Source organism: Pseudomonas bharatica CSV86, assembly GCF_000319305.2.
GTDB lineage: Bacteria > Pseudomonadota > Gammaproteobacteria > Pseudomonadales > Pseudomonadaceae > Aquipseudomonas > Aquipseudomonas bharatica.
Window position 1 is genome coordinate 1,730,273 of sequence record NZ_AMWJ02000002.1, and the last position, 14,728, is coordinate 1,745,000.

2 protein-coding genes, 2 rRNA genes and 4 pseudogenes (1 of these 8 only partly in view) are annotated in these 14,728 nt (G+C 63.2%); 1 reads left to right on the forward strand and 7 read right to left on the reverse strand.

What is annotated here, in order from left to right:
* Positions 1-24: 24 nt before the first annotated feature.
* Together mmsB and CSV86_RS21835 are read right to left on the reverse strand one after the other, a co-directional pair.
* Positions 25-912 (reverse strand): 3-hydroxyisobutyrate dehydrogenase, encoded by an 888-nt coding sequence (mmsB, locus tag CSV86_RS21830; RefSeq protein WP_009397671.1) that lies wholly within the window; start codon positions 910-912, stop codon positions 25-27.
* Positions 913-922: 10 nt separating this feature from the next.
* A pseudogene (locus tag CSV86_RS21835) lies at positions 923-2,448 on the reverse strand (CoA-acylating methylmalonate-semialdehyde dehydrogenase).
* A gap of 131 nt (positions 2,449-2,579) precedes the next feature.
* Between CSV86_RS21835 and CSV86_RS21840 the strand changes: the two are divergent.
* Positions 2,580-3,527: a LysR family transcriptional regulator gene (locus CSV86_RS21840; protein ID WP_009397668.1), complete on the forward strand. Its 948-nt coding sequence runs from the start codon at positions 2,580-2,582 to the stop codon at positions 3,525-3,527.
* Positions 3,528-3,538: 11 nt separating this feature from the next.
* Here CSV86_RS21840 and recD read toward each other — a convergent pair.
* The 5 genes and pseudogenes from recD to CSV86_RS21865 form a co-directional block, all read right to left on the reverse strand.
* Positions 3,539-5,619 (reverse strand): annotated as a pseudogene (gene recD / locus CSV86_RS21845) (exodeoxyribonuclease V subunit alpha).
* Positions 5,616-9,304: pseudogene (gene recB / locus CSV86_RS21850) on the reverse strand (exodeoxyribonuclease V subunit beta). The pseudogenes recD and recB overlap by 4 nt, the downstream one beginning before the upstream one ends.
* A pseudogene (recC, locus tag CSV86_RS21855) lies at positions 9,301-12,776 on the reverse strand (exodeoxyribonuclease V subunit gamma). Before recC ends, recB begins: the two co-directional pseudogenes overlap by 4 nt.
* Before the next feature lie 144 nt (positions 12,777-12,920).
* Positions 12,921-13,036: ribosomal RNA gene (gene rrf / locus CSV86_RS21860) — 5S ribosomal RNA — on the reverse strand.
* A gap of 136 nt (positions 13,037-13,172) precedes the next feature.
* Positions 13,173-14,728 (reverse strand): 23S ribosomal RNA (locus tag CSV86_RS21865) (it continues 1,333 nt past the right edge of the window).

The following is a 14,728-nucleotide window of genomic DNA, read 5'->3' on the forward strand; positions in this document are numbered from 1 at the left end:
GATAGGGCCCCCGAGAACACCACATCATTCGGGTTTACGGTAACTCTCCACTATCGCCGAAAAGTCCTTCCCGCCATCCCCGCGCAAGCTCATTGCCTGGTAGATCTGCTGTGCCACCGCTCCGAGGATCACCGGCTGATGCGCCTGTTTCGCCGCTTCGGTCGCCAGGCCCAGGTCCTTGAGCATCAGGTCCGCCCCGAAGCCCCCGGTATACCCGCGAGCCGCAGGTGCGGTATCGATGATTCCCGGCCACGGATTGTAGGTGTCGGAACTCCAGCATCGCCCGGTTGAGCTGTTGATAATGCCCGCGAGCACCTTGGTGTCGATGCCCAGCGCATTGCCCAGGGCCATGGCCTCGGACACGCCGACCATGGAAATCCCCAGCAGCAGGTTGTTGCAGATCTTGGCGATCTGCCCGGTACCGACATCGCCGCAATGCACGATATTGCGTCCCATCTGCGCCAGTACCGGCTGCAGGGTGGCGAACAGCGCGTCGCTGCCACCGACCATGAAGGTCAAGGTTCCTGCCGCGGCGCCACCAGTGCCTCCCGACACCGGCGCGTCGCCCATGTCCACGCCCTGTTTCTTCGCGGCAGCGGACACGTCACGGGCGGTCTGCGGATCGATGGTGCTGCAGTCCACCACCGGCGTGCCAGCACGGACACCGGCCAGTACCCCGTTTTCACCCAGGTAGACGCTGCGCACATGAGCCGCGGCAGGAAGCATGGTGATGACCAGCTCGGCGCTGCTGGCGGCATGCCGCGGCGAATCGCTGATATGCCCGCCCAGCCCGGCCAGTTCGGCGAGAACGCTGGTGTTTAGGTCGAACAGGTCGAGGTGGTGCCCGGCCTTGATCAGGTTGCGCGCCATCGGCGCGCCCATGTTGCCCAGTCCTATGAATGCGATACGCATGATCGACTCCTTAGCGCAGGCTGATGGTGGTGTTCACGCCGTCGTTGACGCTGTCGTCATCGAACCAGCGGGCAGTGACCGTCTTGGTCTGAGTGTAGAACTGCACCACCTGCTTGCCGTACGGGCCGAGGTCGCCGAGCTTGGAGCCACGGGATCCGGTGAAGCTGAAGAACGGCACCGGCACCGGAATCGGGATATTGATGCCGACCTGGCCGACGTCGATCTCCGCCTGGAACTTGCGCGCTGCCGCTCCGCTCTGGGTGAACAAGCCGGTGCCGTTGCCGAAGGGGTTGCGGTTGACCAGGGCAATGGCTTCGTCGAGGGTGTCGACCTCCAGTACCACCAGCACCGGGCCGAAGATTTCCTGGGTGTAGATCTGCATGTCGGTCGTCACCCCGGAGAACAGGGTCGGGCCGACGAAGTTGCCGTTCTCGTAGCCCGGCACCTTGACGTCGCGACCGTCCAGTTCGAGCCTGGCGCCCTCGCGGATACCGCTTTCGATCAGGCCCAGCACACGTTCCTTGGCGCGCTTGGAGATCAGCGGGCCGACATCGGTGCCCGGCTCGTTGCCGGCATTGACCTTCAGCTTCGCAGCCAGGGCCTTGAGGTCCGGCAGCCACTCGCGGGCCTTGCCTACCAGCACCGCCACCGAGGTCGCCATGCAGCGCTGGCCGGCGGCACCGAAGGCCGCACCGGCCAGGGCGTTGAGGGTCTGCTCGCGATTGGCGTCGGGCAGCACCACCGCGTGGTTCTTCGCCCCATCATCGACTGCACGCGCTTGCCGTGCTGGCCGGCCAGGTTATAGACGTGGGTGCCGACCTCGGTAGAGCCGACGAAGGAAATCGCCTTGATATCGCTATGGGTGCACAACGCATCCACCACGTGCTTGCCGCCGTGCACGACATTGAGCACGCCGGCCGGTACCCCGGCTTCGATCGCCAGTTCGACGAGCATCATGGTCGACAGGGGATCCTGCTCGGACGGCTTGAGCACGAAGGTATTGCCGCAGACGATGGCCATCGGGAACATCCACAGCGGGATCATTGCCGGGAAGTTGAACGGGGTGATGCCGGCGCACACACCGATCGGCTGGCGCAGGGTGTAGGTGTCGACCCCGCCGGCCACGTTCTCGGCGAACTCGCCCATCTGCAGGGTGCCGATGCTGCACGCATGCTCCACCACTTCCAGGCCGCGGAAGATATCGCCTTCGGCGTCGGCGATGGTCTTGCCCTGCTCGGCGCTGAGGGTCACGGCGATGCGCTTGGAATGTTCACGGATCAACGCCTGCAGGCGCAGCATGATGCGCATGCGAGCCCCGATCGGGGTGTCCTTCCAGGTCTTGAAGGCGCGTTGGGCGGCAGCCACGGCGGCATCCACTTCCTCGGCGGTGGCAAAGGGCACGCGCGCCAGCACTTCCTGGGTGGCCGGGTTGACGATGTCTCGCCATTCGCTGGTTTTCGACTCGACCCACTGGCCGTCGATCAACAGGCGGACCTGATCGACCTTGGTTTGGCCGGGCGTGAGGGATGCGTTCATGGGGGCTTCTCCTGGACATTATTGTTAGCGAGAGAATCGGCCGCGCCGCTGCTAGGCGCTTGGGGCCTGGGGTGTTTTGGAGTATAGATGTGCAAATCTCCAACAAAAACGCACATAAAAACCGGTCCAACATGCAAAAAAACATCACCTCCCTGGGTTCGCTGAACTGGGACGACCTGAAGTTCTTTCTCGAAGTGGCGCGCACGCGCAAAGCCAGCAGCGCGGCCAAGCGCCTGAACGTGGACTACACGACCGTGTCGCGGCGGATCAATTCGCTGGAGCAGGCACTGGGCACCTTGCTGTTCGAGAAGTCGCGGACCAACGGCTTCGTGCTGACTGCAGAAGGCCAGCGCCTGCTGACCTATGCGGAAGCCATCGAAAGCACCCTGCATATGGCCTGCGAACAGGTTTCCGGTTCCGGCGTGGCGCTTTCCGGACATGTGCGGATGGGCTGTACCGAAGGTTTCGGCAGCTTCTTCATCACCCCGCAGCTCAGCCACTTCGTCGATACCTGGCCGGCGATCTCGGTGGATATCCTGCCGCTGCCACACTTCATCAGCCTGTCCAAGCGCGAGGCGGATATCGTCATCGCCCTGGAGCGGCCGGAGCATGGGCCTTATGTCTGCTGCAAGCTGTGCGACTACCGCTTGCGCCTGTATGCGACCCGGGACTATCTGGAGCGCCATGCCCCGATCCGGCAGATCAGCGACCTCGCAGAGCATCCCTTCATCAGCTATGTGGACGACCTGGCATTCAGCTCGGAGCTGCTGTACCTCAACAACCTGTTGCCCAATGCCAGTGCGCACCTGCGCAGCACCAGCGTGATCGCCCAGTACGTGGCAGCGCAGCAGGGCCGCGGGCTGGCGATCCTGCCCTGCTTCCTGGCGGCGCAGGACCCGGGGCTGGTAGCGGTGTTGCCGGAGCAGGTGGAGATCACCCGGCAGTTCTGGATGTACTGCCGGGAGGATCTGCGCAAGTTGAAGCGGATTACCTTGTTGTGGGATTACATCCGGGATGTGACGGAGAGGAACGGCGGGTTGTTGATGGGGGAATCGCGGGAGATGGTATTCCCGCAGTAATACCCGGTCGCCTAGGTCCTCTCCAGCATCAACCCCGAAATCCGCTTCACCTTGCGCTCCACCGCCTCTTCCAGCACGCCCTTGCGTGGCTCGACCAGGCTGAACCAGTGCTTGGCCCGGGTGATGCCGGTATAGATGAGTTCCTTGGTCAGCACCGGGTTCAAGGCGTCCGGCAGCACCAGTGCGGTGTGGGCGAATTCCGAGCCCTGGGATTTATGCACGGTCATGGCGTACACGGTTTCCACTTCGCTGAGCCGGCTGGGCAGGACGAAACGTACGCCGCCACGGCCGTCGTTGCGCGGGAAGGCGACCCGCAGGGGGACGTCCTCGGAATGGCCATCCGGCACCCTCAGGGCGATGCCGATATCGCCGTTCATCAGGTTCAGGCCGTAGTCGTTGCGGGTCACCAGTACCGGACGGCCTTCGTACCAGGGCAGGTCGCCGTCGATCAGGCCGGCATGGGTCAGCACACGGCAAACCCGCTGATTCAGGCCTTCCACGCCCCAGGGGCCCTTGCGCACCGCACAGAGCAACTGGAAGCGCTCGAACGCCTTGAGCACGCCAAGCGCCCATTCACCCCAGCAAGGTTCGTCCCCGGCCCGGTCGGCAGGCGGGCGCCCCTGGCGGATCGCATGCAGGTAATCGCGGTAGCCCAACGGGCCCTCCGCCCCTTCTCCAGGCCATCCAGCACCAGTCGGTCAAGGGCACGGTCCTGTTCACCGCGCAGGGTCAGACCGAAGACATCGGCATGCTTGCCCTGCTGGAGCAGTTCGCGCGCCTTGCCCGCCTGCTGGCGATTGACCAGGCGAGCCAGCTCGCCAATCCCGCTTCCCTCGCCGAACCGCCTCGACCGCCGCAACATGACCACCTGCTGGGCCAAGGGGTGCTGTTGCGCATCGCCGGGAAGCAGGCCACTGTTCGCCAGGGACTCGCCACTGACCTGCTCCAGCCAGGCAGCAGTTTGCGGACTGTAGCGACCTTCCTCGGCATCCCGGCAAAGATCGCCGAGCACCGCCCCGGCCTCCACCGAGGCCAACTGGTCCTTGTCACCCAGGAGAATGAGCCGGGCATTGTCCGGCATGGCGGCCAGCAGGTTGGCCATCATCTCCAGGTCGATCATCGAAGCTTCGTCCACCACCAGCACATCCAGCGGCAATTGATTGCCCGCATGGTGGCGGAAGTGCCGGGAGTTGGGACGACTGCCGAGCAGACGGTGAACGGTGGAGACATCGCAGGGAATATGCTCACGTACCTCGGCACTGACCTCGAGCAACTCGACCTGCTGGCCTATGGATTCGGTCAGGCGCGCAGCCGCCTTGCCGGTCGGCGCCGCCAGGCGAATGCGCAAGGGACGCCCTGCTTCGACTGCCGGCGCCTGCAACAAGGCCAGCAACCGCACCACCGTGGTGGTCTTGCCGGTACCGGGACCGCCGGTGATGATGCTGAACGCGCTTCGGGTGGCCAGGGCACAGGCGAGTTTCTGCCAGTCCACCTGCCCGGGTTCGGCGCCATCCTTGAACAGGCTGTCCAGCCGCGCACGCAGATCCCGTGGAGTGGCGTCATGCTGCGCCAGTCGCTGGCGCAGGGCCCCGTCGATCTGCCGTTCGTAGGCCCAGTAGCGGCGCAGGTACAGGCGACCCTCGCTGAGGACCAGCGGCCGGGAAACCTGCTGTGCATCATTACCTGCGGCCACCAGTGCGCTGGCGTGCAAATGCTGCAGCCAGGTCTCGGCGCTCAGGCGCTCGAGCAATTGCGATGGCAACAGCAGGGGGCCCGCCAGGGCATCACCTTCGGGAGGCAACGACAAGGCGAAGTCCGGTTCGGCAAGGGTCTTGTGCAGGTCGAGGCAGACGTGGCCATGGCCCAGCTGGTGGCTGGCCAGCGCCGCAGCCAGCAGCACCAGCGAGCCACCGTGGGGATCGCGGTCACGCAGGAAGCCGACGAAGGCGCGGTCCAGCGAGCGCAGCCAGCCGCGTTCGACCCAGCGATCGAGCAAGGCCAGCAGGTCGTTGCTGTCGGTCAGCGGCGCAAGGGCGGCGAGGTGTTCAGCGTCCAGCGGGGTCGGCAACAGATCGTCGAAGGTACGGATCATGGGACGTCTCCAAACAGGTCCTGTTGCACCCCGTGCGGGGCGCCGCGGAACAGCGCGTCGAGCGCTTCGATCAACGCGCGCGGCGGCTTGACGAAGTACGCGCCCTGGCCCGGTGAATGCGCACCGCGCAGGAACAGATACAGGGCGCCTCCGACATGCCGGTCGTAGTCGTAATCCGGCAGCCGGGCGCGCAGTTGGCGATGCAGGGCGAGCAGGTAGAGGACATATTGCAGGTCGTAGCGGTGCTCGAGGATCGCGGCCTCCATGGCCACCTCGCTGTAGGCAAGATCGTCGGGGCCGAGCCAGTTGGATTTGTAGTCGGCGACGTAGTAGCGCCCATCGTGCTCGAAGACCAGGTCGATGAAGCCCTTGAACATGCCATTGAGCAGCGCTGCCTGGGCGGCTGGTCGCGGAGCACCCTGATGGGTATGGCGGGCCACCAGGCGGTCGAGCTGCAACACGTCGACGCGATGACTGGCGAACCAGAACTCCATTTCGATCTGGTACTGGCCCAATGCGCCGAGGACCACCGGACTACGGTCATTTCCCACAGACATGGGCGTGCTCAGCAAATGCTCGAGCCAGTCGCCGAGGGTATTGATCCAGCCTTTCCAGTCGCGACGGTTACAGCGCTGGGCAATCATCTGGCGCAGTTCACCAGGCGCAGCCGCGACACGTTCGAAACCTTGCTGACCGGCCCATTCCAGCAATCCATGAAGGAAGGTGCCGGGGTTGGGGCCGCGCGGAAACGGTGGATATCCCCGGCGGTCGCCATGACTTCGCGCGCGGCCTGCGGGTCGGGACGCTCGTCGTCCAGCAACTGCTGGGCCTGGGCGACATCGGCATCGAGCGCCAGCGCCTCCTCACCGATGCGCAGTGCGCTGTAGGAAGCGATCCACCAGTTCTCCGCGGCACGGCGTTTCGGCTCACGCGGGGCCAGTAATTCGGCGGTCTGGCGCGCAGGAACGTAAACCTGGTCATCGGCTTCAGGTGGCGGCAGGCGGCTGATCGCATCGCAGCCCTTGCCCAGGTCATCGAGCCAGCCCGCCAGGGCGGTCGAGTCAGCCAGCGGCTCACCGCCCCCGAGCAGGTAGCCGAAGGCACTGCGATGCAACAGCGATTCCTTGCCGGTACCGCGCTTGAGGTCGGCGACGCCCAGCCAGCAGGCGTGCCGGGCCCGTGTCAGGGCCACATAGAACAGGCGCAGGTCCTCGGCCAGACGCTCATCGTCGGCCATGGCGATCTGCTCGTCGGTCGGGCTCAGGGTCAGGTGCGCCACACCCAGCTCGTCATGCCAGCCCAGCGGCAGGCGCTTGCCGTCCACCGGCTTGGCGGTACAGATGAAGGGCAGGAACACCAACTCGTATTCCAGGCCCTTGGACTTGTGGATGGTGACCACCTTGACCAGCTGTTCATCGCTTTCCAGGCGCAGGATCTGCTCCTCGCCGGCCTGCCCGGATGCCGACAGGTGTTCGGCCAGGTGCCGGATCAGCGCCTGCTCGCCGTCCAGCTCGGTCGCGGCCTGCTGAAGCAGTTCCGAAAGGTGCAGGAGGTTGGTGAGCACACGTTCGCCATCAGGGCGGCTCATCAACAGCCCGGGCAAGCGGAAGTCATGCAGCAGGTGCCGCAACATCGGCAGCACCCCCTGGATCCGCCAGATCATTCGATACTGGCGGAACTGCATGACGCGATCTTCCCATAGCATCTCGTCTTCGTTGAGACGGGCCAGGGCACACAGCGACTGGCCCAGGGTGTGGCTGGCCAGCGCAGCCTTGAGCAGGCGTTCGTTGTCCGGTTCGGCACAGGCCTTGAGCCAGGACAGCAAGTCGCGGGCTTCCTGGGCGGCGAATACCGAGTCCTTGTCGGAGAGATAGACGCTACGCACGCCGCGAGCCGCGAGTTCGGCACGCACCAACTGCGCCTCGTGACCATCCCGCACGAGAATGGCGATATCCGAGGGCAGGCAACCGCGCAAGGAGCCGTCGGCCTGGATGAAACCGGCACGGCCCTGCTGGCCGCCATTGAGCAACTGGACGATGCGGGTGGCACAGCCTGCGGCCATCGTCTGGCGATACAGGGTGCTGGAAAGCGGCGTGTCGCTGTCTTGGTGCCAGAGGGTCAGCGCTGGCAGCGGCTGGCCATCGACCTGCAGGTGCTCCTTGTGCCCACGGGCCTTCACTGCAACGAACGGTACCGGGTTGTCGCCCCGCGAGTCACGGAACAGGAAGGCTGCACGTCCCTCCTGACGCTGTTCGGCGGTCATGAACACATGGTTGACCGCCGTCACCATCGGCTGGGTCGAGCGGAAGTTGGTGTCCAGGCTGTGCAGGCGCCCGGCGGTAGCCCGGCGCGCGCCAAGGTAGGTGAAGATGTCGGCGCCACGGAAGGCGTAGATCGCCTGCTTTGGGTCGCCGATGAGGAAAAGTCCTGTATCGCGCGCGTTGTCCTCGATGCGATAGATGCATTCGAAGATGCGGTACTGCACCGGGTCGGTGTCCTGGAATTCATCGATCAGGGCCACCGGGAACTGCTCGCGAATCAAGCCGGCCAGACGCTCGCCGGCGGGGCCGGCCAAGGCCTGGTCGAGGCGCTGGAGCATGTCGTCGAAGCCCATCTCGGCGCGGCGGCGCTTTTCCTGTTCGAAGCGCTGCGAGACCCAGGCGGCTGCATGTTCGAGCAGTTGCGCATCCGGGGTCGGCAGCGCCTTCAACTGTTCGCGCAGGGTGGCCATCACCTCCAGCGCAGGATGGCTCGGCGGCTCGCTCTTCCAGGCTTCGGCCAGGCCGTCGGGCGTGAGCCGGGTGAAACCGGTGCCTATATCGAGATCATGTGCCAGGTCGTCCTGCGCCCAGGCCAGGAGCTTGTCGCACCAGGGTTTGAAATGACGCTCCTGGATCATGCTGCCGTTGACGGCCTTCGCCTTGATCCCGGCGCGGAGGATTTCCAGCAATTCCTGCGACCACTGTGCCCAGGGGGCCTTCAAGGAGCGCAGCAACTCGCCGCGCTGGCGCAGAACTTCACGGATCACTTCTTGCGGCTCCAGCGCCTGCACCTCGGCCGAATGCCGGCCGAACAGGGCGCGCACCCGCGGTAGAAGCTGGTCCGGACTGCCCCAGTTCTCCCGCACCCAGTGCAGCGCATCACCTTCCAGGCCATAGCAGAAACGCCGCCAGTAATCGCGCATGACCTGGCCGAGCAGCTCGCTGTGATCGGTTTCCAGGGTCTGGGTAAACAGGCTGCCGCTGTCGAAAGCGTGCTCGCGCAGCATCCGCTGGCACCAGCTATGGATGGTGGAAACGGCCGCTTCGTCCATCCACTGTGCAGCCACTTCGAGTCGGTTCGCGCAGGCCGGCCAGGCATGGGCAGGATAGTCGTCGCGCAGTTGCGTCAGTAGCAGATCGGCCTCGGCAAGATCGCCACGGAAGAACCGCGCGGCCTCGGCCAGACGGGTGCGGATACGTTCGCGCAACTCCTTGGTAGCGGCATCGGTGAAGGTCACCACGAGGATCTGGGGAGGCAGCAGCTCGCGGCCAAAACCCTGCTCGCCACCATGGCCGAGCACTAGGCGCAGGTAGAGTGCGGAAATGGTAAACGTCTTGCCGGTACCGGCGCTGGCCTCGATCAGTTGGCTGCCGTGGAGCGGGAAGGTGAGGGCCAGTGGCGGCTGTTCGACTGCTGCGCTCATGGACGCACCTCCTCTGCCGCCAGGGTTTGCCACGGGGCCTCGAACATCGGTCTGTACAGGCTTTCGCACCAGCCCTCGAACTCCTCGCTGGAAGTCAACGCCGCGAAGTCGCTGAACTGGCGGGCCAGCGCCGCATTCTCGCTGCGCTCGCCCTTGCGCCGGTCATCACCGTCGTAGGCCTTGGCGGCTTCGGCGAGGGCCTTGTCCGGGTCCTTGCCAGCCAGCCAGGCGAAGGCCGTCTTGATTGCTACCGGCAACGGGGCATTCATGCCGGCCTGGCGGGAAATCAGCAGGTTGCCCAACTGTTCGCTGGCTTCAGCCTGGTCGAGCGGATCCAGCATCAGGGTGACATCGGTGGCGACCACCGCGCTGTGCAGTCGATGGCCAACGGCACAAGCGGCCAGGTGGGTGACCCAGATACCGGTCAACCGATGCCACTTCAGCGTGCGCCCGCTGATGATGCCGTTGGGCAAGGCAGTGATGCTCAGCAGCGCCTGGTCGGCACGCTGCTGCACACGTCCGAGCCAACCCTCGAGCTTGAGCTCACCGACCTCGAAGCGGATCGGCAAGGCGCTGTCGATGCGGGTCGGCCATCCTTCCAGCAGCTTTCGATGACGGCGCAGAAGATCCGGCAGCGGCTCGATCAGTTCTTCGCGCAGGCAATCGCCAAAACCAGCCAGGGGCAGAAGCCCACTGCCCTGCAGACGTCTGGCCTGGGTTAGCAGGGCCGTCTCGCCTTGCTCCGGGTCGAGCATCGCGGCGCCGAGCAGGCTTTCACTCAGGCCGTAGCGCTGGCGAGCATCGAGCAGGAAGGGCTCATCGTCGGCAATTGGATCTTCCACTACCTCAAAAAACACTTTCAGCCGCTGACTGAAGAAATGCCGCACGGGATGGCGGAGAAAGTCCTGCAGCAATGCCAGGGTCAGGGGCTCTTCAGGCCGGAAACGCTCCAGTTGCTCGTCCGTGGCGGCCGCACTTTCACCCCCAGGTGCAGGCCGCGCCATTCCCGCGCATAGCTGAACAGGTCGCCGCCCTGGCGGAAATAGCGCGCGCTGAAAGGCTGTAACGGGTGCTCGGTGGTGAGCTTGTCCAGCAGTTGTTCGCCCGCGTCGTGCTTGTCGTCCTTGCTAGCGCCCTTGAGTCGCCAGCCGGCAGCGATATGGTCGCGCAACTGCCCGATCAGCACCGAGGCAGGACGCTCGCTGTTGTCACGGATACTGCGCCCGACCCAACTGACATACAGCTGGGCGCGGGCCGACAACACGGCCTCCAGCAACAGGTAGCGGTCATCTTCCCGGCGCGAGCGGTCGCCTGGACGGTAGTCGCTGCCCATCAGGTCGAAGTCCAGCGGTGGTTGCGCCCGGGGATAGTCACCGTCGTTCATGCCCAGCAGGCAGACGACCTTGAATGGAATGGCACGCATCGGCATCAGGGTACAGAAATTCACCGAACCGGCGAGGAAACGCTGGGACAGACGCCCCTGATCGAGGCCGGCGAGCCAGGCCTCGCGTACCACGGTGAGTGGCAGCAAGTCCTGCAGGCCCACCGCCTCGCAGGTCTGCAGCCAGTCGTCGCAAAGCGTCTGCAACTGGACCAGCAGATAGTCGTCGTGCTCGCTTTCGGCAAGGAAGAAGACTTGCAGCAGCGCATTGAGACGCTCGCCCCAACGGGTCGCGGTGGCAGGCTGGGATAGCTCGGAGTGTGCGACTTCGAGAGCATCCAGCAAGGCCACCAGCGGACCGATCAGAGCAGCGTCGAGGCCGCCGATCTCGTCATAGGGAACGATCCCGTCGCAGCTCTCACCAGCACCGACCGCATAACCCAGCAGCATGCGACGCAGCCCGAAACGCCAACTGTTCTGTTCCAGTTCGTCCGGCAGGCCGAGACCGGCACGTTGCCCGGCGTTCAGGCCCCAACGGATGCCGGCACCTTCGATCCAGCGGTGCAGGGTCGGCAGGTCGCTTTCCTTGATAGCGAAACGCGCACGCAAGGCCGGAACGTCGAGCAGGTCGAGGACTTCGCTGACCGGGAAGCGGCTATCAGGAAGTTTCAGCAGATGCTCCAGGGCGATCAGCAACGGATCGCGCCCCCTTTGCCCCTGGTCGGTAAGGGTGAACGGGATAAAGCGGCTGTCGCTGCGGTCGAGTTGCCCGAACACCGCGCGGATATGGGGCGCGTAGGCGTTGATATCCGGCACCATGACAATCACGTCGCGGGGACGCAGTTTCGGATCGGCGCTGAAGCGGGCGAGCAACTGGTCATGGAGGATCTCGACTTCGCGCTGGGCGCTGTGGGCAATGTGGAAGCGCACCGAAGGGTCCTTTTTCGGGTCGACATCGGGCCACAGTTCGCGGGTTTCGCCGAGCGGGCGCAGTTCGAGGATATCGTCCTGGAGCTGGCCCAGGAGGTGCTTCGGCTCCTCGTCGCTGAACAGGTCGATGCGGCCATCGCTGAAGGCGGTTCGATAGCTGGCGGGATCGTCATAGCTGTCGAGGAGGTTGATGTAGTCACGCCCCTGCTTGCCCCAGGCGGCCAGCAAGGGGTGTGCGTGCTGGTGCAGGCTTCCGGCGTCAACAGGGCCGGCCATGCCCTGCTTACGTTGTTGGCGCTTGTATTGATGGCGCAGCAGATCCTTGTCGGCGACGATATCAGCCCAATGGTGACGACAGGGGTTGTGCACGCAAAGCAGCACCTGGCTGAAGCGGGCCAGGCCAGCCAAGGCTTCCAGGGCTTGCGCAGGCAGCGAGGAAATGCCGAACACGATCACCCGCGACGGCAAGCCCGGCGGCGCCTGTTCCAGTGCATTGATGCGTTCGATGAAGCGCTGGTGAACACCGGCCCGACTCTGTGCCATCCCCTCTTCCCCCACGTCATGCAGGAGCGCACGCCATAGCTCGGCTTGCCAGCAATTGGCCGGCGACAGTGGCTTGGCTTCGCCGCGGGCATTGATCATGACGTGACGCCCTGCCGCCCATTCCTTCAGCCAGTCGGCGCGATAGACCTGGTACTGGTCGAACAGGTCGGCCAGGCGCTCGGCCAGTTGGTAACGCTTGCGCAGGTCGCTGTCGTCGAGAAGAAAACGCTGCAGCGGCTCGAAGTGTGGGTTGTGGATAAGTTCGGGTAGCAGGCGCATCAGGCGCCAGGTCAGCGGAGCCTTGTCCAGCAACGAGGTTTCCGGGATTTCCTCGCGTCCCAGCACCTTGCGGTAAAGCTGCCACATGAAGCTGCCGGGGAGCTGGACTTCGATTGCCGCAGCGATACCGCTGCCGCCCATGTCGTCGTCCTCCGGGTCCTCGGCCAGCGCCAGTTTCAGCCACTGGGCGATACCGTTGCTTTGCACCAGGACGATCTCGTTTTCCAACGGTGCCAAAGGGTAACGCCGCATCCAGCTCACCACCAGGCTGCGCAGCTCGTCCAAACGGTTGCCGTGGACAACCATGAATCCCGGAAGCAGCTTGCTGGTATGCGACATGAGACGTCCCTGGGCAGTCGAAAAGAGAGGGGAACATAGCATGGAGCCCGTTCCCTGGGTCAGACAGGATCTGGATCGATTTGTGTCGGTCCGGAAAAGACAAAACCCCTACCTGCATACGCAGATAGGGGTTTCGGAATTGAATCTTGACGATGACCTACTCTCACATGGAGAAGCTCCACACTACCATCGGCGATGCATCGTTTCACTACTGAGTTCGGGATGGGATCAGGTGGTTCCAATGCTCTATGATCGTCAAGAAATTCTGTGTGCCAACTCGTCTTTCGACGCTTCGGCAAATCGGGTATGTGACATTTGTGGTTTGCACGAACTTTCGGTTCATTGCGTCTTCACCACCACAATCCGGCCTCTCAGCTCAGATTGCTTGGGTGTTATATGGTCAAGCCTCACGGGCAATTAGTATTGGTTAGCTCAACGCCTCACAGCGCTTACACACCCAACCTATCAACGTCGTAGTCTTCGACGGCCCTTCAGGGAGCTCAAGGCTCCAGTGAGATCTCATCTTGAGGCAAGTTTCCCGCTTAGATGCTTTCAGCGGTTATCTCTTCCGAACATAGCTACCCGGCAATGCCACTGGCGTGACAACCGGAACACCAGAGGTTCGTCCACTCCGGTCCTCTCGTACTAGGAGCAGCCCCTCTCAAATCTCAAACGTCCACGGCAGATAGGGACCGAACTGTCTCACGACGTTCTAAACCCAGCTCGCGTACCACTTTAAATGGCGAACAGCCATACCCTTGGGACCGGCTTCAGCCCCAGGATGTGATGAGCCGACATCGAGGTGCCAAACACCGCCGTCGATATGAACTCTTGGGCGGTATCAGCCTGTTATCCCCGGAGTACCTTTTATCCGTTGAGCGATGGCCCTTCCATACAGAACCACCGGATCACTAAGACCTACTTTCGTACCTGCTCGACGTGTCTGTCTCGCAGTCAAGCGCGCTTTTGCCTTTATACTCTGCGACCGATTTCCGACCGGTCTGAGCGCACCTTCGTACTCCTCCGTTACTCTTTAGGAGGAGACCGCCCCAGTCAAACTACCCACCATACACTGTCCTCGATCCGGATGACGGACCTGAGTTAGAACCTCAAAGTTGCCAGGGTGGTATTTCAAGGATGGCTCCACGCGAACTGGCGTCCACGCTTCAAAGCCTCCCACCTATCCTACACAAGCAAATTCAAAGTCCAGTGCAAAGCTATAGTAAAGGTTCACGGGTCTTTCCGTCTAGCCGCGGATACACTGCATCTTCACAGCGATTTCAATTTCACTGAGTCTCGGGTGGAGACAGCGCCGCCATCGTTACGCCATTCGTGCAGGTCGGAACTTACCCGACAAGGAATTTCGCTACCTTAGGACCGTTATAGTTACGGCCGCCGTTTACCGGGGCTTCGATCAAGAGCTTCGCGTTAGCTAACCCCATCAATTAACCTTCCGGCACCGGGCAGGCGTCACACCCTATACGTCCACTTTCGTGTTTGCAGAGTGCTGTGTTTTTAATAAACAGTCGCAGCGGCCTGGTATCTTCGACCGACATGGGCTTACGGAGCAAGTCCTTCACCCTCGCCGGCGCACCTTCTCCCGAAGTTACGGTGCCATTTTGCCTAGTTCCTTCACCCGAGTTCTCTCAAGCGCCTTGGTATTCTCTACCCAACCACCTGTGTCGGTTTGGGGTACGGTTCCCGGTTATCTGAAGCTTAGAAGCTTTTCTTGGAAGCATGGCATCAACCACTTCGTCGCCTAAAGGCAACTCGTCATCAGCTCTCGGCCTTGAAATCCCGGATTTACCTAAGATTCCAGCCTACCACCTTAAACTTGGACAACCAACGCCAAGCTGGCCTAGCCTTCTCCGTCCCTCCATCGCAATAACCGGAAGTACAGGAATATTAACCTGTTTTCCATCGACTACGCTTTTCAGCCTCGCCTTAGGGAC